The sequence below is a fragment of the Nesterenkonia ebinurensis genome, assembly GCF_008711175.1.
In the GTDB taxonomy this organism is placed as follows: Bacteria; Actinomycetota; Actinomycetes; order Actinomycetales; family Micrococcaceae; genus Nesterenkonia; species Nesterenkonia ebinurensis.
The window spans coordinates 609,356-630,538 of sequence record NZ_VWNF01000011.1; the positions used below are offsets into that span (position 1 = coordinate 609,356).

At 64.6% G+C, this 21,183-nt stretch carries 21 protein-coding genes and 1 pseudogene; 13 read left to right on the forward strand and 9 right to left on the reverse strand.

The genetic code is table 11. The features are described 5' to 3' along the window. The first annotated feature begins 226 nt into the window (after positions 1 to 226). Positions 227 to 1,258: a 6-phosphofructokinase gene (locus F0311_RS06670; RefSeq protein WP_150461135.1), complete on the forward strand. Its 1,032-nt coding sequence runs from the start codon at positions 227 to 229 to the stop codon at positions 1,256 to 1,258. 165 nt (positions 1,259 to 1,423) lie between these two features. On the opposite strand, the gene F0311_RS06675 is transcribed toward F0311_RS06670, so the two are convergent. Together F0311_RS06675 and F0311_RS06680 are read right to left on the reverse strand one after the other, a co-directional pair. After that, positions 1,424 to 1,894, reverse strand: a complete 471-nt coding sequence (locus F0311_RS06675; RefSeq protein ID WP_150461136.1) for a pyridoxamine 5'-phosphate oxidase family protein — start codon at positions 1,892 to 1,894, stop codon at positions 1,424 to 1,426. A 147-nt stretch (positions 1,895 to 2,041) separates the two neighbouring features. Continuing rightward, on the reverse strand, positions 2,042 to 3,025 hold the full coding sequence (locus tag F0311_RS06680; RefSeq protein ID WP_150461137.1) for a universal stress protein: 984 nt from the start codon (positions 3,023 to 3,025) through the stop codon (positions 2,042 to 2,044). Positions 3,026 to 3,460: 435 nt separating this feature from the next. On the opposite strand from F0311_RS06680, the gene F0311_RS06685 reads away from it, so the two are divergent. Both F0311_RS06685 and F0311_RS06690 read left to right on the forward strand, forming a co-directional pair. Next, a complete protein-coding gene (locus tag F0311_RS06685; protein WP_150461138.1) occupies positions 3,461 to 3,658 on the forward strand; it encodes a hypothetical protein in 198 nt (65 codons plus the stop codon). Next, the gene (locus F0311_RS06690; protein ID WP_150461139.1) at positions 3,642 to 3,980 is read left to right on the forward strand and encodes a type II toxin-antitoxin system PemK/MazF family toxin; all 339 of its coding nucleotides are present in this window, start codon (positions 3,642 to 3,644) and stop codon (positions 3,978 to 3,980) included. Before F0311_RS06685 ends, F0311_RS06690 begins: the two co-directional genes overlap by 17 nt. Before the next feature lie 106 nt (positions 3,981 to 4,086). On the opposite strand, the gene F0311_RS06695 is transcribed toward F0311_RS06690, so the two are convergent. From F0311_RS06695 to F0311_RS06715, 4 genes are all read right to left on the reverse strand, one after another. Beyond that, positions 4,087 to 4,506, reverse strand: a complete 420-nt coding sequence (locus tag F0311_RS06695; RefSeq protein ID WP_150461140.1) for a type II toxin-antitoxin system VapC family toxin — start codon at positions 4,504 to 4,506, stop codon at positions 4,087 to 4,089. Beyond that, positions 4,503 to 4,787 (reverse strand): FitA-like ribbon-helix-helix domain-containing protein, encoded by a 285-nt coding sequence (locus F0311_RS06700; protein WP_223881170.1) that lies wholly within the window; start codon positions 4,785 to 4,787, stop codon positions 4,503 to 4,505. The genes F0311_RS06695 and F0311_RS06700 overlap by 4 nt, the downstream gene beginning before the upstream one ends. Positions 4,788 to 5,185: 398 nt before the next feature. Further along, entirely contained in the window at positions 5,186 to 6,265 is a 1,080-nt protein-coding gene (locus tag F0311_RS06705; protein WP_150461141.1) for a methyltransferase domain-containing protein, read from the reverse strand. A 441-nt stretch (positions 6,266 to 6,706) separates the two neighbouring features. Then, positions 6,707 to 7,993, reverse strand: coding sequence for an ROK family transcriptional regulator (locus tag F0311_RS06715; protein WP_223881171.1), 1,287 nt, complete (start codon positions 7,991 to 7,993; stop codon positions 6,707 to 6,709). A gap of 273 nt (positions 7,994 to 8,266) precedes the next feature. Here F0311_RS06715 and xylA point away from each other — a divergent pair, with 273 nt between their 5' ends. Together xylA and xylB are read left to right on the forward strand one after the other, a co-directional pair. Further along, entirely contained in the window at positions 8,267 to 9,445 is a 1,179-nt protein-coding gene (gene xylA / locus F0311_RS06720; protein WP_150461142.1) for a xylose isomerase, read from the forward strand. Between the two features lie 167 nt (positions 9,446 to 9,612). Further along, positions 9,613 to 11,058, forward strand: coding sequence for a xylulokinase (gene xylB, locus F0311_RS06725; protein ID WP_150461143.1), 1,446 nt, complete (start codon positions 9,613 to 9,615; stop codon positions 11,056 to 11,058). Positions 11,059 to 11,094: 36 nt separating this feature from the next. Here the strand turns inward: xylB and F0311_RS06730 are convergent, their stop codons facing one another. Continuing rightward, positions 11,095 to 11,667: a MarR family winged helix-turn-helix transcriptional regulator gene (locus F0311_RS06730; protein WP_223881172.1), complete on the reverse strand. Its 573-nt coding sequence runs from the start codon at positions 11,665 to 11,667 to the stop codon at positions 11,095 to 11,097. Between the two features lie 69 nt (positions 11,668 to 11,736). Here F0311_RS06730 and idi point away from each other — a divergent pair, with 69 nt between their 5' ends. From idi to F0311_RS06770, 8 genes and pseudogenes are all read left to right on the forward strand, one after another. Further along, positions 11,737 to 12,303 (forward strand): isopentenyl-diphosphate Delta-isomerase, encoded by a 567-nt coding sequence (gene idi, locus F0311_RS06735; protein WP_150461144.1) that lies wholly within the window; start codon positions 11,737 to 11,739, stop codon positions 12,301 to 12,303. Further along, positions 12,300 to 13,193 carry a phytoene/squalene synthase family protein gene (locus F0311_RS06740; protein ID WP_150461145.1) on the forward strand — a complete coding sequence of 298 codons (894 nt, stop codon included), beginning with the start codon at positions 12,300 to 12,302 and terminating at the stop codon, positions 13,191 to 13,193. Before idi ends, F0311_RS06740 begins: the two co-directional genes overlap by 4 nt. Next, positions 13,145 to 14,752 (forward strand): annotated as a pseudogene (crtI, locus tag F0311_RS06745) (phytoene desaturase family protein); the annotation flags it as partial. The gene F0311_RS06740 and the pseudogene crtI, both read left to right, overlap by 49 nt. Further along, a complete protein-coding gene (locus F0311_RS06750) occupies positions 14,742 to 15,080 on the forward strand; it encodes a lycopene cyclase domain-containing protein (RefSeq protein ID WP_223881174.1) in 339 nt (112 codons plus the stop codon). The pseudogene crtI and the gene F0311_RS06750, both read left to right, overlap by 11 nt. Further along, positions 15,077 to 15,418, forward strand: coding sequence for a lycopene cyclase domain-containing protein (locus tag F0311_RS06755; RefSeq protein WP_150461146.1), 342 nt, complete (start codon positions 15,077 to 15,079; stop codon positions 15,416 to 15,418). Before F0311_RS06750 ends, F0311_RS06755 begins: the two co-directional genes overlap by 4 nt. 3 nt (positions 15,419 to 15,421) lie before the next feature. Further along, a complete protein-coding gene (locus F0311_RS06760; protein WP_150461147.1) occupies positions 15,422 to 16,279 on the forward strand; it encodes a prenyltransferase in 858 nt (285 codons plus the stop codon). Positions 16,280 to 16,350: 71 nt separating this feature from the next. Then, positions 16,351 to 17,541, forward strand: coding sequence for a ferrochelatase (locus tag F0311_RS06765; RefSeq protein ID WP_150461148.1), 1,191 nt, complete (start codon positions 16,351 to 16,353; stop codon positions 17,539 to 17,541). 2 nt (positions 17,542 to 17,543) lie between these two features. Beyond that, entirely contained in the window at positions 17,544 to 17,990 is a 447-nt protein-coding gene (locus tag F0311_RS06770) for a pyrimidine dimer DNA glycosylase/endonuclease V (protein ID WP_150461149.1), read from the forward strand. Here F0311_RS06770 and F0311_RS06775 read toward each other — a convergent pair. After that, positions 17,987 to 20,143 (reverse strand): MMPL family transporter, encoded by a 2,157-nt coding sequence (locus tag F0311_RS06775; RefSeq protein WP_150461150.1) that lies wholly within the window; start codon positions 20,141 to 20,143, stop codon positions 17,987 to 17,989. The genes F0311_RS06770 and F0311_RS06775 overlap by 4 nt on opposite strands. A gap of 45 nt (positions 20,144 to 20,188) precedes the next feature. Then, entirely contained in the window at positions 20,189 to 20,995 is an 807-nt protein-coding gene (locus F0311_RS06780; protein WP_150461151.1) for a transglutaminase-like domain-containing protein, read from the reverse strand. Positions 20,996 to 21,183 lie beyond the last annotated feature (188 nt).

Sequence of the window (21,183 nt, forward strand, 5' to 3'; positions counted from 1 at the left end):
CCGAAAGCGTCCTAACTCTTCGATATCCTGCCGACCCGGCACGAGACCGGAACGCAGTACGGCCTCGTCAAACCGGGCGATCTCGTTTCCGTGATCAGCGCCGGGACATCGAAAGGGTTACCTCGGGGGTCCAGCGGAGTTAGACTGACACCCACGCGCTGAGCGAAACCATCCATGTCGGCGCTGTCAGGATCATTCGTCAGAAGATGAAGGGATGAGCTGAACCATGCGCATCGGGCTGATGACCTCCGGTGGCGACTGCCCCGGGCTGAACGCGGTAATCCGCTCCACGGTATTGCATGGCATCAAGAGTTACGGCGATGAATTCGTCGGTTTCAAGGCCGGTTGGAGGGGCGTCATCGAGGCGGACTATGTGGAACTCACCCGCCATGACGTCCGTGGTCTCTCCCGCAAGGGCGGGACCATTCTCGGGACTTCCCGCACCCACCCCTACAACCACCCCGGTGGAGGCCCGGAGAATATGGCCAAACAGCTCAAGCGCCATGACATCGACGCGGTCATCGCCATCGGCGGCGAAGGCACTCTGGCCGGGGCCAAGCGACTGGCCGACGAGGGGCTGCCGATCGTGGGAGTTCCCAAGACCATCGACAATGACCTCAAGGCCACCGACTACACCTTCGGCTTCGACACTGCGATCAGCATCGCCACCGATGCCATGGACCGACTGCGCACCACCGGGGAGTCCCACCATCGCTGTATGGTCGCCGAGGTCATGGGCCGGCATGTGGGGTGGATCGCGCTGCACTCCGGGATGGCCGCCGGAGCTCACGCAATCCTTATCCCCGAGCAGACAGTGGATGTGGACCAAGTCTGCGAGTGGGTGGAGCAGGTGTACTCCCGCGGCCGGTCACCGCTGGTGGTGGTCGCCGAGGGATTCATCCCCGAAGGCTCAGAAGCAGCCCTGGCCGCCAAGGGCCAGGAGGCTGACGGGCGCCCGCGCCTGGGAGGCATCGGCGAGTGGCTGACCGCACAGATCGAAGAACGCACCGGCATCGAAACCCGCAACACCACCTTGGGGCACATCCAGCGCGGAGGAAACCCCACCGGATACGACCGGGTGCTGGGCACCCGGTTCGGCATGAAGGCCCTCGACCTGGTCCACGAGAAAGCCTGGGGCCATATGGCCTCACTACGCGGCACCGAGATCGTCAAGGTGGATCTTGCTGAGGCCCTGGACGGACTCAAGGAGGTTCCCGCCGAGCGCTACAAAGAAGCCCAGGTCCTCTTCGGCCGCTGATTCCCTGTACTCAGGATCCAGTGAGTTCGCAGGGTAGTTCGAGACGAACGGCGGGTAATATCTGCGCCTTCGAGACACAGCGGCTGGCCCTGAACCACCGAGCACGCTCACCCGACCAAGGGCCACCGCACCGTCCGGGATCATCCCAGAACCATTACGAAGTGGTTACTCCAGTCCGGATCGGGAAGCATCGTCCAGGGACGCCTCCCAGGCATGGGGGCCGGCTACCAAGAACCGACGACCGGTCACTACCTCCGGGGTGATGCGGATGAAGTAGTCTTTGGTCCCAGCTTCCCAGGCGATCAGCCGATGCGCATTGCCGGTAAGGAACTCTTCGGTGTGTTCCATCTGCTGGGCACGACCTTTCACAACGACGCTCCATGCGATGTTGGTTCGAGTATCGATCTCGTCGGCTTCCAAAGCTACCGGTGTGTCACCGAGCACTGCAGAGAGCTTGGTCCCGGGGCCGGTCCGGAAGATGATCGTCTTCTGGTCGGTCAGGTAGGTCAGTGGGAAGATCTCTGGGTGATCGCCGGTCCAGACAGCTAACCGGCCTAGAGAGACGCTCCGCAACAGGTCCCAGCAGTCACGGGACTGCAGGACCTCGGTGGTTGGGGTCGAGGGCGTGTTCTGCATGGCCGCGATTTTACTCCGAACATGGATACGGAACTAGTGGGGGGACAGGGTCCAATACCACAAAAACGACTTGATAGGACCACAAATGGCGGTGTTACCACTGGTCGGCGATGAGCACCTGAAGTGACTGGCTGGCTCCAACTCTTCTTATTTCTCCGTGAAGCGAGGATGTTTCCCCAGAAGATCGGTTTCGTAGGCCGGCACCACCATCACCGGTCCGGCGGCGTGGTGCATTGTCGCATTGGAGGTAGAACCCAGTAGCATTCCGGAGAATCCGCCCCGACCTCGCGTCCCCACGACGGTCACCTGAGCTTTGCCGGTCTCTGCGATCAAGATTTCGGCCGCCCGGCCCTCCTCGATTTCACTTTGTAGCTCTAATCCGGGGTAGAGCTCCTGCAGCCAGTTCGCGTCCTGCTCACAGCGTTGACGGATATGGTCAAACGCCCGTCGTCGCTGTTCCTGTAATGGTGTCCAGCTCACGTCTGGCTCCACGGGCGGTAGAGCTGAGACCAGTTTGAGTCCCACCTCTCGTTCTATCGCCAAACGAGCCGCTTCTAACGCTGCAAGGAGACTCTGGCTGGACCCGTCAACTCCTGCGGCGATCGGCGCGTTGCTATCCAAGGGTGAGGCGCCTGGGGCGAGGGCAGCTTGGGTGAATCTGCGCGGGACTACCAGCACAGGGGCTTTTGAATGGGCAGGGAGCCTTGCGGAGGTTGATCCCAACAGAAGTCCAGTGAAGCCTCCACGGCCTCGACTTCCCACCACGACAAGCTCTGCGTTTCGAGAATAGTCCAGCAGAACGTTAACTGCATCGCCGCGTTCAACTTCGGTGCGAATCTGCCCGTCAAACGTATCGATGTGCTCACATGCGTTCTCGAGTAGCTCTTCAAGCTCACGTCGTATGATGTTCTCGTCGATGATCTGCGGGCTAAGATCAGCGGCAGCTATTGCGTAGCCCGTGACAGCATAGCTGGCTATGAGAGTCAGCGGCACGTCACGGTAACCGGCCTCCTCTGCCGCCAGGCGCAGCGCCCCTATCGAGTGGTCAGATCCATCAACGCCAACCACTACCCCGTGTCGCTTCCCGCTGCTTACGGTGCCGCTGCCTTGATTTCTCGTAGTGCTAGTCATCCTCAGGTCCTCACCTAGACTTCTGACTTCTACTGCCTATAACTGTAGCGGGATACTCCCCACCGCATCTGGTGTTTGTCCTCAAATCCACCGATGAAGGATAGACCTGAAGCGGCGGGGTAACGGGGAAACGCGCCTCTGACATGCGAAAATAACGAGCGCCTAGTTCATATTCCCGGCCAGTAAGACATCTCTCAGGTGTTATTCGATCACGGTCGACAGGACCAGTCACTGTCCAGGTGTCCATTCGCTGCTATGCGAAGCGAGGAACGCCGCGAGGCACACCGTGATGCAGCACTACGCAGAGTTGAGCACGCCGTAGCGACGCAAAAGTAGTTGGCCTTGATCGGCTATTTTCTGCGGTTCGCAGTGTACGTCTCGCAGCTGAGACGGACGCGTGTAGACTAGAACATCTACACCTGCTAGCCTGAAAGCATGGGCGATACAACAACGATTCGGGTCAGCCGCGCAACGCGCGACATCCTCAATGACTTGGCGACCCGGCGTGGCGAGTCCTTGACCGACACCGTCTCCCGCGGTGCACGCCTGCTCGAGCAGGAAACTATTGGGCGCAGCCTTTCCGTGCCCCTGCGCGACGACGAGCTTGCCTGGCTCGATGCTGACGCCGGGTGACGTCGTCGACCTCGACCTCGGTGCACCAGCGGGCGCAGAGGCGGGTCTGCGCAGGCCCGCTGTCGTTATCACCGCTGAGCGGATCCTCCATGGTGGCCCGAACGTCGTCCAGGTTGTTCCTCTCACACGCACGATCCGCGACAGCGGCTCCGAGATCGTTATCGAACCCGACGGGCACAACGGGCTCAGCGCCGTCTCTGCCGCGCAGTGCCAGCACATCCGGTCCGTCGCGACTACGCGGGTGAGCGCACGAATCGGCAACGTAGGCCCGGCCGTGCTTCGACAGATCCGAGGCACCGTCACCATCATCATCGACGCCTGAGACCGCACTACACCGAGTTGAGAACGCCGTGGGCCTGCAAAAGTAGCGCGGTCTTGATCGGTTAGTTTCTGGGGTTCTTAGTCTATTCGCGTTGATTCGGACTTTGTCAGCCGTGGTCCCAGGGATTGATCAGCTCGACACCGGTGTCCTCAAAGTGCTGGATGTTCCGGGTGGCGACGACGAAACCGTGCGCCGCTGCGGTGGCAGCAAGATAGCCGTCCGCGGTCGGCAGGGGACGGCCGGCCTCACGAGCAGCTACGACCATGTCCGCATAGCGTCGTGCGGCCTCCTGATCAAAGGGCAGCACTCGGTTGGGGAACAACGCCAGCAGCCGGTCAAGGGCCTGTGCTAGCCGGTGCTTCCTCGCCCCGTCTGGCAGGGCAGTGATGCCGAACAGCAACTCCGCGAGCGTGACACTCGACAGATACAAAGTGTCAGCAGCCTGTGTATTGAGCCAGCGCAGCACACTCGGGTCAGGCTCGGGACGCATCGCCTCGGAGACGACGTTGGTGTCCAGGACGATCATTGCAATGCCAGCGGCTCCGCCGGGGTCCGATCACGCACCTCATCGAGGGCAGCAACGTCGTCATCGGTAAGACCAAGATCGCGGCCGAGCGAGGCCAGCGCATCGCCGAGCAGAATACGGCGGGATGGCACGAGCGCGGCGCTAAGAATCTCGCGTACCTCTGCCTCGGCGCTCCGGCCGTGCTCTGAGGCACGGGCCCGTAACGCACGATGTACCTCATCAGGAACGTTGCGCACCGTCAGGACTGCCATGATGCCACCTCCATATCGATATGACAGCATTCTAGCACTCTGCTGTCAACTGAATGGAATAGCCGATAGTCGCAACCAGGCGATATGGAGTTTGGGGCTCGGCAACCGAGCTTCGGCCGACCCCCACGCAGATCGCACCGCAATTCTCGCCCCGGGTATCCTGACTGTCCTGCACCCGCCAGCGATGTAAACGCAGAGTTGATTCGGGAACTTTCCCCTCGATCTGCAAGAGGCGTGACCGCTCTAGGTCGAGGCGGCGACGAGCTCGTTCTTAGCCATCGTCCCTCCTAGTACAACTGGTAATCCATTCTCCCGCCTGACCAGTGGTGAGAGAAGACGCCGGCGACGGGTTCAAATACTTCCTACGTTCAGACACCGCCGCAGATGGCGAGCCTGAAGTCTTCTGGTGACCACAGGGGCACTCCGCGTCACGGGCTCGGTTGGGCGATGACGATGCAAGGGTGTTGACCGGCCACCGCGATCTCGTGGGCCTCAGTCACGTGCCAGCGTGCCGCGTCTTGCAGGAGCTCTGCTTGTGACTGATTGACGATGGCGATCAGGAGCCCATCAGGCCTGATCGCTCGGCGCCATAGGTCTATGTGCGATCTGGGGTCGTCGATGCGTACTCGCACATCCCAGGGTGGGTTCGTGACGATCCGGTCCATCTTGGTCCCCAGGTTGAGCAGGTCACGCGCATCGCCTCTGCACCAGGTGATCGCCGCGCATCGTGGTGCGGTGTTCGTTTGGGCGGCTGCGATCGCGGTCGGGTCATGGTCGATGCCGAGGTTGTCGGCACCGGGTTCGAGCCGGTGGGCTTCAAGCAGAAGGGTTCCCGCACCACAGAAGGGGTCGAGCACACGATGGCCGGGCTCGATGCGCGCCAGTCGTGACAGCGCGGCGGCTACCGGTGGGTGCAGACTGCCGGTCACGGTGCGGGTGCGCCAGTCGCGACGGTGCAAAGGCGCGTCGAAGGGTCGCATCGCGACCATGGCGCGGGTGCCGTCGATCACCACACGCCAGTCGGCTCGCTGCGGGGGTGGCCGGTTGCCCTCGCGCCGAGAGTAGTAGCAGCCGCTGGTGCGCTCGGCGATGACCTGACCGGTGAGGTCTTCGATGTCGAACCGGCTGTAGGCGCGCCGGCCGAGGAAGGACGCGCTCACCGAGATCGCTTCGCGCGGGCGGTGAGTCAGGGGGATCATGAGGTGGCGTCGGAGCCTCCCGGCGAGCGAGGCCAGATCGGCTTTCGTCCGGCCCGGGTCGGGCACATCTGCTCCGATTAGGAACAGGTCATCGGCCAGCCGTGGTGGGGCGGTGATGATGCTCGCGGAGCCGAGTTCAACGAGGAGTTGGCGTGTGGAGATGTCGATCACCCGGTGACCAGCCTGGGTCAGCTCGGCAGCGGCGAGCGGTTCGAGGCCGCTGACGGTGCGCACCAGGACACGCGGAGGCGAGCTGGTGGTTAGGGTGTGGGTGATCGACTCTGCCGCGCCGAGGCGCACAGAGGGCATGGGTGTTCCTCCCGGTAGCGGTCGGGAGCGACCAGAAGGTCTGCTCCCGCATCGCTAGCCGCGGGCGAGGCCTCGAACTGGCTAGCGGATCGCTAGCCGAGTCGGAAGAACGTATACATGGCCCTCATTCTTTCACGATGAAGAGCGAAACGGGTGCTCGGTCGCCGCCGTGGATGGAGATCGTTCGCTGTCGCCGCCGCTCACTCGGTACTACGCCGAGGCGGGAGCTCCTTTCTGGCGCGGTCGCCCCTACTCTCGACTTGTTCTTGGGCGTCGCCTTGGCTTCCATTGGGCGAATCCCACACCCAGCAGAGATATGGCGCCTCCGATGATGGCAAGTGTGGGCGGTAGTTCGCGGAGAAAAAGCGCTGACATCACGACGACGACCGCGGGCACAGTGAGTGCGCATGCTGCCAGGTGCCATATCTCTTGGCGAAATCTTTATGCTCGGGGCACCCAATCCTGGGGGGCGTCCACGACGGCTCGGAGCGCCCGCAGCGCTCCACCTGAGGTAGCCGGTGCGAGCCCGGTGCCCGATTCCCGCACCCGGAACTGCGCCCACTGGGCGGCCAGCACACGGCGCTGCAGCTCCTCCTCGATGCAGGGGCGCAGCAGGTCGGCCAGCGGGCCGAACGCTCCCCCGAGCACAATCTCATGGACGTCGAGCACGTTCATCGCTCCGGAGAACGCCACTCCCATGGCCCAGCCGGCGCGGCGGATGGCCTCCTGGGCCTGTTCGCCTTCCGCACCCTCAGCTGCCGCAGCGAGCTCCGCCGCGCTCGCCGAAGGGTCCAGACCGGCAGCTCTGAGCAGAGCACGCTTGCCCGCGTAGACCTCCAGGCAGCCGTTGGAGCCGCAGCCGCACTCCGGCCCGGCCGGTTCCACTGAGATATGTCCGAGCTCCCCGGCCCAGCCATGCGGACCGGCCTCCACCACGCCGTCGATCACCACAGCGGAGCCGATGCCGCGCTGGGCTGAGACATAGAGGAAGGTCTGCTCCTCACCATCGGCCTCGGTGAGCTCCTGAGCCACTGCCAGTGCAGCCAGCTTTGCCTCGTTGGCTGCGCTGACCGCTTGGCCGAAAGTCCCCTCTGGGATCCCCGCGGTGAACTGCTCCACCACATCCACATCCTGCCAGCCCAGGTTCGGTGCAAACAGCAAGGAACGCTCATCGGCAGCCACCAACCCCGGCAGAGCCAGCACTGTGCCGATCACCCGCGCCCCGGCCGAAACTCCCTGCTGGGCGACTTGGGCGGCAAGTCTCCCAGCATCCCGGAGTACCGCTTCCGGCTCCGAGCCGCGGAAGTCCCCCTGCACCATGGCCTCGGCCAGAACGCTTCCAGTGAGATCCAGTGCCCGGGCGGCCATGAAGTCCACATTGACCTCAACCCCGAGCCCAGCCAAGGTCTTCCGGGCCGGGGTGAGCGGCACTGCCGGCCGGCCGCGCGTGGGGCCGACCATAGGTGAGCCCTCCCGCACGATTCCCGCCGTGAGCAGATCATCCACAAGGCGTGACACCGTAGACCGGGTCATCCCGGTGCGGATAGAGAGGTCTGCCCGGGACAACGGCTGCGCGGAGGCGAAGATCTCCTCAGTGATCAGCAGAAGATTAGCTTCCCGCAAGGTCTCCTGCCGGGCACCAGGGCGCAGCGCCTCATGGTGCGGCGGGCGGTCACGGCGCTGTGGACGCAGAAAGTCAGGGCGGGCGTCGCCAGGGTTGCGCTGCACGCCACCCTCAATCGTCTCGGACGACCCCGCGCCGCTAGTCCACTCTCTGCTCAAGCCGGTGCCGTCTCTTCCGTTGCGCGCACTCAGCCCACGGGTCAGCGAACGCCTGCCCAGGCGCGCCAATGAACCAGAACCGTTCCACATCACGGACTTGATCTTATCCCCCTAAACAATTAGGTTACATCTAGAAACAAAATGAGCGCCTGGTCACATTGAGCCCTGGAGGGGCGGGTCAGGGCGCTCCCCCTTTGATCCTGCAATGGAGGAACTCTCATGGCATCCTCGCCTTCTGACTACAAGCTCTCCTTCGGCCTCTGGACCGTGGGCTGGACCGCCCGCGACCAATTCGGTGAAGCTTCCCGGCCGGAGTTCGAGCCATGGGAGTACCTGCCCAAGCTCAAGGAGGCAGGCGCCTCGGGTGTGACTTTCCACGACGACGACGTGGCCCCCTTCGGCACCGACGACGCCGCCCGGGAGAAGTACTTCACCAAGTTCAAAGAGGTTGCCGACCAGGTAGACCTGAAGATCGAGATGATCACCACCAACACCTTCTCCCACCCGGTGTTCAAGGACGGCGGACTGACCTCCAACGACCGCTCCGTGCGCCGCTTCGGACTGCGCAAGCTGCTGCGCAATGTGGACCGGGCCGCTGAGCTCGGCGCTGAGACCTTCGTGATGTGGGGTGGGCGTGAGGGCTCGGAGTATGACAACGCCAAGGACCTCAACGCCGCCCATGAGCGCTACGCCGAGGGCATCGATACGGTGGCCGCCTACATCAAGGAGAAGGGCTACGATCTGCGGATCGGCCTGGAGCCCAAGCCTAACGAGCCCCGCGGCGACATCCTCCTGCCGACCATCGGCCACGCTCTGGGGATGATTGCCCAGCTGGAGCACGGCGACATTGTGGGCCTGAATCCGGAGACCGGGCACGAGCAGATGGCCGGGCTGAACTTCACCCACGGCATTGCCCAGGCACTGTGGGCCGGCAAGCTCTTCCACATTGACCTCAACGGCCAGCGCTCCATCAAATACGACCAGGACCTGGTCTTCGGCCACGGCGACCTGACTTCCGCGTTCTTCACCATCGATCTGCTGGTCAACGGATTCCCCAACGGCGGGCCGAAGTACGACGGCTGGCTGCACTTCGACTACAAGCCCTCCCGCACCGACTACGTGGACGGGATCTGGGACTCCGCCAAGGCCAATGTTGAGATGGTCACCCTGCTGGCAGACAAGGCCAAGGCCTACCGCGAGGACCCCGAGGTCCAGACTGCGTTCGAGGAATCCGGCATCTTCGAGCTGGCCCAGCCCACCCTGGACGAAGGTGAGAGCCTGACCGACTTCCTGGCTGATACCTCCGCCTACGAAGATTTCGACCCGGAGAAGGCTGCACAGCGGAACTTCGGCTTTGTGAAGCTCAACCAGCTGGCTCTCAAGCACCTGATCAGTTAATTTCCCGGCGCGGTACCGGCCGTGACGTGACCGCGCCTCTGGGCCGGTTTGCGCCGGCCTTCACGACCAAAGCAGAGGCGCCCGGTCCCATGACGGGACTCCCGAGCGCCTCTGTGGCATCGCTCACTAGACTTATCCCAAGAACATCCCCCTCATAGGAGCACTCCGTGGCAACTCTGGTAGCCGGCATTGATTCCTCCACCCAGTCCTGCAAGGTGGTCATCCGGGATGCGGAGACCGGGGCGCTGGTGCGTTCCGGCTCCGCCAAACATCCCGACGGCACCGAGGTCAATCCCTATGTCTGGTGGGATGCATTCCTGGAGGCGGTGCGCGCTGCCGGCGGGCTGGACGACGTCGCCGCGGCTTCGGTGGGGGGACAACAGCACGGCCTGGTGGCCCTGGACGCTGAGGGCAATGTGATCCGCGATGCCCTGCTGTGGAACGACACCCGCTCGGCAGATGCCGCCAACCAGCTGATCGAGGAGCGCGGTGGGGCCACAGAGGGCAAAGCCAACTGGGCGCGGATGACCGGCTCAGTGCCGGTGGCCTCGTTCACCGCCACCAAGCTGCGCTGGCTGGCCGATGCGGAGCCGGAGAACGCCGCCCGGGTGGCCGCGGTGGCCCTGCCGCATGATTGGCTGACCTGGAAGATCTCCGGGGCGACCCGGCTTCAGGACCTCACCACCGACCGCTCGGATGCCTCCGGCACCTCCTATTACGACGCCGCGGTGGGTGAATACCGCTACGACCTGCTGGCTCAGGCGCTGCGCATCTCCGAGGATGATGCCGCTAAGATCGTGCTGCCCCGAGTGCTGGCATCAAATGAGCCCGCCGGCACCGGGGACGCCTCCCGCGGCTGGGGGCACCTGGTGCTCGGCCCGGGTGCGGGGGACAATGCCGCCGCAGCCCTGGGGCTGGGCATGAGCACCGGGGATGTGTCGATCTCCATCGGCACCTCCGGCGTGGTGGCTGCGGTCTCGCCGAAACCCATCCAGGACCCTTCCGGGATGATCGCCGGGTTCGCCTCCGCGGACGGGGAGTTCCTGCCTCTGGCCACTACGCTGAACGGCTCCCGGATCCTGGATGGGATCTGCCGGATGCTGGGGGTGGACCATGACCAGCTGGCCGAGCTGGCGCTGGCCGCTGAGCCTGGTGCCAACGGGCTGACCCTGATCCCCTACCTGGAGGGTGAGCGCACCCCGAACCTGCCGTTTGCCACCGGTTCGTTCATCGGGCTCTCGCTGGCATCGATGAACCCGCAGGATGTGGCCCGGGCTGCCGTGGAGGGCCTGCTGTGCCTGCTGGCCGACGGGCTGCAGGCGATGAAGAACCTTGGAGTGCCGGTGAATTCCATCCAGCTGATCGGCGGAGCAGCGAAGAATCCGGCGGTCCAGCAGCTGGCCCCGGCCATCTTCGAGCGCGAGGTCCAGGTGCCCGAGCCGGATGAGTATGTGGCCAACGGGGCTGCCCGCCAGGCTGCGTGGGTGCTCTCCGGAGCTTCGGCACCCCCGGAGTGGGCGGCGTCGTCGACCACCACCTTCACCGCCGAGCCCACCCGCTTCGTGCGCGAACGCTACGAAACCCGCCGTACCCTCTTCGCCGAGCGGGGCTGACACGACCTCCTTGGACCTCACCACGCTCTAATGTAGTCAGGAGCTGACCTGTGGCGCCTGGTCCGAGGGCTGGGTCGCCGAGAGGGCGTCGAGGAACCGGATGACGACTTCACGCTCTTCAGGGCTGAGGGCCGCAGCTGCGTAGAAGCGGCCGGCATGGCTGCGGCCCACCGTCTGCTGCGCCACCCGGCGGGTTTGCTCCGTTGCCTCGATCGCGGTGCTCCTACGGTCCTGAGGGTGCGGGAGGCGGCGAATGTGCTGCTGCTCAGCGAGACGGTCGAGGAGCTTGGTCACCGAGGCCGTCGAAATCCCGAGATGCTGGGCAAGAGCGCCCGGAGTCGCCAGCTGGGCGTTCTTCTGAGCCGCGATGATGTACCTGAGTGCTCGCATGTCGGTCTCACCTAGCTTCATGTACTTTCGTGAGGCTTCACTCATGCTCCGCTCAGCCTCGCGCCAATTGCGCAGGGACTCGAGAACACCGACGATCTGATCCAGCTCATCCTTTTCAAGAGAGCTGTATCTGATGATCTCCTCGCCAGGATCCATCACACGCGGATCGAGCATGGAGAACCCCCCGGTCCTGCCCTGGTGCGCGCTCTTGTTCACCATACCTTTTCCTTAGGTTACTATTAGCTAAGTTTATTACTAGCCAGGCTAACTATATGAGGTGGTGTTGAGATGAATGAGGCAGCAAGACAGGTGGTGCTTCTCGCCGAGAACGGTGAACAGTGCGGCACCGCGCTCAAAGAGGGGGTGCACACCGCTCAGACACCACTGCATCTTGGCTTCTCATGCCATGTCTTCAACCTCCACGGACAAGTGCTCATCACTCGACGATCACTTCACAAACATACCTGGCCCGGCGTATGGACGAACTCCTTCTGCGGCCACCCGCAGCCGGGCGAGGACCTTGAGGACGCCGTGCGCCGGCATGCCCGCCACGAGCTGGGCCTGACCCTGGAGCAGGTTCAGCTTCAGCTCCCCCATTTCCAGTACCGGGCCGCAGACGCCTCGGGAATCGTGGAGAACGAGATCTGCCCGGTCTTCACCGCCACCGCTGCAACTATTCCACAGATGAACCCCAGCGAAGTCTGCGAACTGACCTGGGTGCTGCCGGAACAGCTCGGAACCGCAGTGCACGCCGCTCCGTGGGTCTTCTCACCCTGGCTGGTGCTCCAGGCACAGCAGATGCCCCTCTACCAGGAGGGCAGGGAAGCCCGCCTGTCCGGACGGGCACCCCTATGAGACGCACTGCGCTGTCCTCTCACCTAGAACTGTACTCACACACAGCTCAGGCCGCCTCATCCCGGGTGATCCGGGAGTATTCGACATCATTCGGACTGGCCACCTCCCTGCTCCCGGCTGCGACTCGCAGCAGTATCCGCAGCATCTACGCGCTGGTCCGAGTAGCCGATGAGATCGTCGACGGCACAGCGGAGGAGGCCGGCCTCGACGGCGAGTCCAGGAAACAGGTTCTCGATGCCCTCGAAGAGGAGACCCTCACCGCCCTTCAGCACGGATTCAGCGCCAACCTCATCGTTCATTGCTTCGCCGTGACCGGCAGGGCCGCAGGGATAGAGGAGGCGCTGATCAATGCCTTCTTCCGCTCCATGCGCAGGGATCTCACACCTGTGGTATCGCTCAGCGAGGAGCAGTACAGGACTTATGTCCATGGCTCGGCCGAAACCGTGGGACTGATGTGCCTGCGGGTCTTCCTGCAGGGGCTGCAGGTTTCACAGGAGGAGCGAGAACGCATGGAGATCGGCGCCGCACACCTGGGCGCAGCTTTCCAGAAGATCAATTTCCTGCGTGACTTCGCCGAGGACTTTCAGCAGCTCGGCCGCACCTACTTCCCCGGCACCTGCCCCGGTGTGCTGGGGGAGCACCGCAAGACCGAGATCATCGCCGATATCGACGCCGACCTCACCGCAGCGCGCAGGGCGCTTCCCCTGCTTCCACCGGGCCCCAGGCGTGCCACCGCACTGGCCACGGGACTCTTCGGTGAGCTCAATGAGCGGCTCCGCCGCACTCCCGCGGCAGACCTGCACCGCATCCGGGTCTCGGTGCCGAAACGGGTGAAGGCGCGCATCATCGCTGCAGCGCTGCTGCCGATGCCCTCCGGAGCAGTTCGGTGAGACGCACCAGAACCGACACGCGCACAGCAGTGGTCATCGGAGGAGGGTTCTCCGGCCTGGCCACCGCCGCCCTGCTAGCGCGCGAGGGGCTCAAGGTCACGCTGCTGGAAACCCATGAAACGGTAGGCGGACGCGCCGGTGAATGGCTCCACCGCGGATTCCGGTTCGAAACAGGCCCCTCCTGGTACCTGATGCCGGAGGTCTTCGAGCACTTCTTCAGCCACTTCGGGACATCTGCTGCTGAAGAGCTGGACCTGGTGAAGCTCGATCCCGGATACCGGGTCTTCTTCGAGTCCGAAGAAGCACCTTTCGACCTTCCGGAGCGCCGGTCCTCCGAGGCTCTGGTGACTCTCGGCGCCGACGAGGACGCGCTGCAGACCTATCTGGCCTCTGCCGCCGAGACTTACCGGTTGGCTCTGGACAAGCTGCTTTACTCCACATTCTCCTCACCCCGGGCCTTCCTGCAGCCGGCTCTGCTCAGACGGCTCCCACAACTGCTGAGGCTGCTCACCGAGCCGCTGGACCGGTTCATCGCCCGGCATACCAGTGATGAGCGAGTCCAGAAGATTCTGGGCTATCCGGCGGTCTTCCTGGGTACCTCTCCCTCGGCTGCGCCCAGCATGTACCATCTGATGAGCCACCTGGACCTCACTCAGGGCGTTCTCCACCCACGGGGCGGATTCAGCTCTGTGGTGAAGGCGGTGGCTCGTATCGCCGAGCACGAGGGCGCCGTCCTGCGGACCGGCTGCCGGGCAGAGCGCATCACCGCATCGAGAGGAAGGGCCACAGGGGTGTGGGTCTCGGAAAGCGGCGGTCGCCGCGAGTTCGTCTCCGCCGACATCGTGGTCTCCACCGCCGACATGCACGTGACCGAGACTCAGCTGCTGGCACCGGAGCACCGCAGCCGCTCCGAGCGCGGCTGGAGGCGACGGGACCCCGGACCGAGCGCGGTGTTGGCCCTACTGGGCGTTCGAGGAGCACTTCCGGAGCTGGCCCACCATTCGCTCCTGTTCACCCATGACTGGCAGCGCGGCTTCGACGAGATCTCCGGCAGGCGGCCTGCGGGAGGGCCTCCGCGGTCACTTTATGTGTGCCGCCCCAGCGCCACCGACGAGGTCGCACCCCCGGGGCATGAGAGTCTCTTCCTGCTCGTCCCACTGGCCGCCGACACCTCCCTGGGGGCAGGCGGGAGGGATGGCCGCGGAGCCGCTGCAGTGGAGCGCGTGGTGGACGAATCGATCCAGCAGATCGCCGACTGGGCCGGGGTTCCGGATCTGGCCCAACGCGTTGTGGTCCGGCGCAGCATCGGTCCTGCGGACTTCGAGCGGGACTACGGAGCGTGGCGAGGTGGGGCGCTCGGCCCTGCTCATACGCTGCGCCAGAGCGCTTTCCTCAGAGGGCCGATCCGGTCTCCGAAGCTCAACGGGCTCTTCTACGCAGGGGCCACGACCAGGCCGGGGATCGGGGTGCCGATGTGCCTGATCAGCGCTGAGCTGGTGCTCAAAGCCCTGCGCCGGGACACTGACCCATCCCGTGTGGAGGATTCCTGTGCTGTCTGATCCGACCAGCTTCCTCTACCTGGGCTCACTGCTGATCTCCACCGGGTGCATGCTGCTGCTCGACTGGCGGTTCCGACTGTTCGTCTTCCGCGCACCGGTGCGCGCCGGCCTGGTGCTGGTGGCGGGCACAGCGTTCTTCCTGCTCTGGGATCTGGCGGGCATCGCGCTGGGGATCTTCCTGCACGGACCGGGACCGTATATGACCGGCATCATGCTCGCACCGGAGCTTCCCCTGGAGGAGCTGTTCTTCCTGCTGTTCCTGTGCCACCTGACCATGGTGCTGGTACTGGGCGCCCAGCGGCTGCTGGAGAGCGGGGGAAGTACATGACCTATCTTGTGCTCTCCGGTGTGTTCCTGGGTGCGGCTGCGCTGGTCGCCCTCTGGGCGGTCGCCGTGCACCGCCGCAGCGGCACCACCGCAACACACAGCACCCCTGCACCGTTCACCTGGGGCGCGCTGTGCGCCGCCGCACTCGTCCTGCTGGTGCTGACCGCGGTTTTCGACAACCTCATGATTGCGGCCGGCCTGTTCACCTATGCCGATGAGCGGATCTCCGGGCTCCGGCTGGGCCTGGCCCCGATCGAGGACTTCAGCTACCCGGTGGCAGCAGTGGTGCTGCTTCCCGCGCTGTGGACCCTCTTCGGGCGGGTCCACAGGAGAGAATGAGCGATGATCGGCCATCTGCTCCGCTCCTCCCGGCCATTGAGCTGGATCAATACCGCCTACCCTTTCGCGGCCGCCTATCTGCTCACCGGCGGAGGGGTCGACGCCGCCCTGGTGCTCGGCACGCTGTTCTTCCTGATTCCCTATAATCTCGCGCTCTACGGGATCAACGATGTCTTCGACTACGCCTCCGACGCAGCCAATCCTCGCAAGGGCGGCGCCGAGGGCGCTCTGCTGCCACCGCGCCTGCACACCGCAACACTGCTGGCCTGCGCGGTGGTCTGCTTTCCGTTCGTGCTCCTGCTGGCGGCCCTTGGCTCCTGGCCATCCTGGATCGCCCTGGCAGTCAGCCTCGCTGCCCTGCTGGCCTACTCCGCACCTCAACTGCGCTTCAAGGAGGTTCCGCTGCTGGACTCTTTGACCTCCAGCCTGCACTTCGTCAGCCCTGCCGTCTACGCGATGGTTCTGGCCGGCGCTGACTTCAGCCTCCCCGCCGCATGCGCACTAGGCGGATTCCTGCTGTGGGGAATGGCCAGCCACGCTTTCGGCGCGGTGCAGGACATCGGCCCCGACCGGCAGGCCGGGATCAGCTCTGTCGCCACTGCACTCGGGGCAAAGACCACGGTCAGGCTCGCCCTGGCTCTGTGGACTGCAGCGGGCCTCCTGGTGACAGGCGCAGGCTGGCCGGCAGCGCTGGCCGGGCTGCTGGCGCTGCCCTATCTTGCCGCGGCGGCACCGTACAGGAATCTGGCCGAGCAGGACTCAGCTCAGGCCCACGGCGGCTGGCGTCATTTCCTCTGGATCAACTACGCGGCGGGAGCCGCGCTGACCGTCCTGCTGATCTTCATAACCCTGCCCGACTGACCAGGCCGCCTACCCAACCGGACTCCATACCTACCACCGCATCACACACCACTGAGGAAAGGAAACCGAGTATGACCGAGACCCACCCAGATACCGCTGAGGTTCCGCACGCCAATGACGCCTCAGCGGCTGGGCATCCGCATTCGCTGCGCCCGCAGGAGTACGATGCCATTCTGCTGGCCAGTTTCGGGGGCCCTGAGGGGCAGGAGGATGTGATCCCTTTCCTGCGCAACGTCACCCGTGGTCGGGGAATCCCCGATGCGAGGCTGGAAGAGGTCGCCCAGCACTACCGGCATTTCGGAGGTGTGAGTCCCATCAACGAGCACAACCGTCAGCTGCGCGAAGCCCTGGTGCAGGAGCTTCACAGCAGAGGGATGACCCTGCCGGTCTACTGGGGGAATCGCAACTGGGACCCCTATATGGAGGATGCTGTGCAGGAGGCCGCTGCCAACGGGCATAATCGCCTGCTTGCGGTGGCCACCAGTGCGTACAGTTCGTACTCCAGCTGCCGCCAGTACCGTGAGGACTTTGCCAGGGCGCTGATCAATACTGGCCTGGCCGGCGTGGTGCGCATCGACAAGGTGCGCCAGTTCTTCGACGCTCCGGGGTTCGTGCAGCCTTTCGCCGAGGGCCTGGCAGCGGCCTTGCGGGAGTTCGCCGCAGAGGGGTTCGCTCCCGAAGAGATCCGTGTGCTGTTCTGCACCCACAGCATCCCCACCGCGGATGCGGAGCGTTCAGGCCCTGGTGACCAGCACTTCGGAGAGGGCGGTGCCTATGCGGCCCAGCATCTGGCCGTGGGGGCAAAGATCATGGAGCAGCTGGCGGCGGAGTCGGCGGCCCAGCCCGGCACAGCATGGGAGCTGGTCTACCAGTCCCGGTCGGGTCCGCCCACTCAGCCGTGGCTGGAACCCGATGTGTGCGATTCGATCGCGGAGCTTCCAGACCAGGGAGTCAAGGCGGTCGCCCTTGTTCCGCTGGGATTCCTCAGCGATCATATGGAGGTGCTGTGGGATCTGGACAATGAGGCGATGGAAGCAGCCGAGGAGGCCGGCCTGAGAGCTGCACGAACCCCCACCCCAGGTATCCACCCGACTTTCGTCGCTGGTCTGGTAGACCTGATCCAGGAGCGTATCCAGGCCGTTGTCGCCCAGGAGCGCCCGCGCCTGACCCGGTTGGGTCCCTGGTACGACGTCTGCCGGCCTGGCTGCTGCGAGAACGTTCGGCTGGGCTTCCGTCCCGCCGCCGCGGGGGTGGCTCCCTAAGGATGAGACTCTGGTCGCTGCACCCTTCTGTCCTGGACCGGCAGGGCTTGGTCGCCTGCTGGCGAGAGGCGCTGCTGGCCCAGGCGGTGCTGCTCGGACGCACCCGCGGATACACCCGGCATCCCCAGCTTGAGAGGTTTCAGGCGCATCCGGAACCGGCGGCCGCCATCGCCTCCTACCTCAGCACCCTGCACCAGGAGAGCCTCAGTCGCGGCTACCGGTTCGACGCCGGCCGCATCGCCGACGCTGTGCCGCGGGAAGAGAGTGGGCTGATGCAGATCGAGGTGACCACCGGGCAGCTCGAGTTCGAGTGGAAGCATCTGCAGGCCAAACTCGCGGAGCGTTCCCCGCAGCTGCACGCAGGCGCTTCCGCACCGGAGCAGCCTGTACCGGTACACCCGCTGTTCAGGCCCGTGCCTGGCGCCGTGGAGGCCTGGGAACGGCCCTAAGGCTCGGCGCCTTCGGCAGTCTTTGGGCGTTGACCAACTTGAGAGGGCCACCAGAACCTTCTGCCCAGGTCGACCCCTATCGCCGGGACCTGCAGGGTGCGGACCACAAAGGTATCGATCAGCACCCCGACCGCCACCAGGAACGCCAGCTGGACCATGAACATCAGCGGAAGTACGGCCAGGGCGGCGAAGGTGGCCGCCAGCACTATCCCTGCGCTGGTGATGACTCCCCCGGTGACCACCAGGGAGTGCAGGAGACCTTCTCCTGCACCGCGGGCAGGGGTCTCCTCACGTGCCCGGGTGGCCAGGAAGATGTTGTAGTCCACCCCCAGGGCGGTGAGGAACACAAAGCCGAACAGCGGTACGGTCGGGTCAGCCCCCGGGAACTGGAAGAGGTGGTTGAAGACCAGTGCCGAGATCCCCAGCGCCGCCAGAAAGGACACCACGGTGGTGACCAGCAGCACCAGCGGGGCGGTGAGCGCGCGCAGCAGCACGACGAGGAAGACCAGGATCACCGCCAGGATCAGGGGAATGATCGTCATCAGGTCCCGCTGAGCGGTCTGGTTGGTGTCCAGCTGGATGGCAGAGGTCCCGCCCACCAGTGTCTCTGCCTCCAGTTCGGCCAGCTGCTGCCGGAGTTCGAGCACTGTGCTCTCCGCAGCCAGGGAGTCCGCCGCGTCGGTGAGTGTGGCCGACAGCTGCACATAGCCCTCCGCCTCTGCTGCCTCCTGAAGCGACTGGGCGGGAGACCCGTCCTCCGAGACCGCATAGACGCTGCCGACGCCGTCGAGGCCGTCTACGATCTCCAAAGCCTGTTCGGTCTCCTCCGCTGGGACATAGACCGACGCCGGCGCACCGGATCCGGCGTCGAAGTGCCGTTCCAGCATCTCTTGGCCGGCTTTCACATCCGTTTCGCCCAGCACCAGGTCAGACTGCGCGACCCCCTCAGCTTTCAGACCGAGCACCCCTGCGGAGCAGATCAGCAGCAGTGCGGTAACCACCATCCAGATCGGCCGTGGGCTGCGGCGCACCTTGGCTGCCACAGCTGGCCAGAGACCGGCACGTTCACGGCTGATCCGCCGCTGGCGCCTACCCTGCTCAGCGGCGGGGACCCGGCTGACTGCTCGGGGAATCTTCGGCCAGAAAGCCGGCCGGCCCAGCAGCGCGAGCATTGCAGGCAGAAAGGTCAGAGTGGTGATCATGGCGAAGACGATCCCGGTACTGGCCACCGGGCCCAGGGCGCGGTTGGAGTTCAGGTCGGAGACCAGCAGGCACAGCAGCGCCACCGCCACGGTGCCGCCGGAGGCCAGGATCGGCGGCAGCGAGCGCCGCCAGGCAAGCCAGAGCGCGGAGAACCGGTCCTCCTGATTCAGCAGTTCCTCGCGGTAGCGGGCCACCAGCAGCAGGGAGTAGTTGGTGGCGGCCCCGATCACCAGGATGGACAGAATCCCTTGCGCCTGGCCGTTGAGCTGGATCCAGTCCATGCGCGCCATCTGGAAGACGACGATGATGGAGGCGCAGAGCGCACCCACCGAGGAGAGCAGCACCAGCAACGGCAGCAGCACCGATCGGTACACCAGGACCAGGATGATGAAGACGGTGACCACTGCAACGATCAGCAGCAGTCCGTCGATGCCTGCGAATGCTTCGGAGAAGTCGTCCGAGAGCGCGGCCGGCCCGGTCACATGAGCTGTCCATTCGGCTTCGGGAAGTTGCTGGTCCACAGTGGTGCGCAGACCGCCGACTGCTCCCTCTTCGACCGCCTGCTCCTGAAGCAGGACCAGTATCTGCACTGCCGCACCGTCCTCGGAGACCTGCGGCGGCAGCGCCTGGAGGACCCCGTCGAGTCCAGCGATCACCTCCACGGTGTCTTCCAGTGCGCTCATCTGCTGTTCGCCGATCTCGCCTGCGGAGGCTTCTGCGATGACCGTGGCGGGGACGGCGTCGTCGTCGGAGAACTGGCGTCCCAGCTCCAGCGCCCGGGTCGACTCTGCCTCAGCGGGGAGGAAGGTGACCTGTTCGTTGGAGACGACCTCTGAGAGCTTGCCGAAAGTCTGTCCGCCCACAGCGGTCAGTCCCAGCCAGATCAGCACTCCCAGGGCCGGGATCAGGATGCGGAGCCAGCTGAATGTCCTGCCGTATTTGCCTCTCAATGTCGTGTGCCGCTCGGTGCCGAACGATTCATGCGCCCGAAGCGGCTATACCAGCTGAACACGCTCAGCGTGGTTCTCGTCAGGGAGCTGCTCTGCGACTGCGGTCACCTCGATGCTGTTCAGGGTTTGCTTCCCTTCTGCTGAGGTCATAAAGGCAGTGTCCGCCGCATCACGGCCGGTCGCGATGCGGACCATTGACTTCCTCGGCGCCAGACGCGTGGCGTCCACCACATGCCAGCTTCCTTCTGCGTACGCCTCCACCACGGCATGGAAGTCCATGGGGGAAAGCCCTGGTGCGTAGACTGCGGCCAGACGGGCCGGCACATCCAGTGCCCGAAGCAGGGCGATCACCAGGTGGGCATAGTCCCGGCAGACTCCCTCGCGGGCGAGCAGAGTCTCAACAGCGCCATCGGTGGGATCGCTGGAGCCTGGCACGTAGAACAGCTGCGAATGGACCCAGGATTCGACGGCATCAATCGCGGCCAGTCCACTCAGGCCCTGGAACTCGTAGTGCGCTGTAGGAGCCAGCTCATCGGATTGGCAGTAGCGGCTCGGCCTGCGGTACCGCACCAGGTCTGCTGGATCGACCGGACCGGGTTCGGTCTTGCCTGAGACAGTTGCCCGGTAGTCGACAGTCAGCTGGCCGGTAGGTGCGGAAACGCAGTGCATGCGGGTTCCGTGGAGGTCCTGGAGCTCAGAGACCTCGAGGGCGACGCTGCTGTGGGACACGGTCAGTGTTTCGTCGACCAGACGGTCGGCTGCAGAGCCCGTCAGGGCCGCTGAGACTATGAAGACAAAATCAGCAGCGTCCTCAACGGTGATGTCTAGGTGCGCCCTGATCGATCTTTGCATGCACCTACGTTGTCACAGTCTCCCAGTGCGAGCAATCCATTATCAGCACAAGTTCTCTGCCATCCTCGCGCAGCGGCCATGACCGCGGCAGCTTAGGGCAGATATGCCCATGCTGAGGATGCCATAGGCGCATACCACAGCGGCAGCGGCTGAGGATCTCGGACGGTCTCCTGACCCCGTGGCCAATC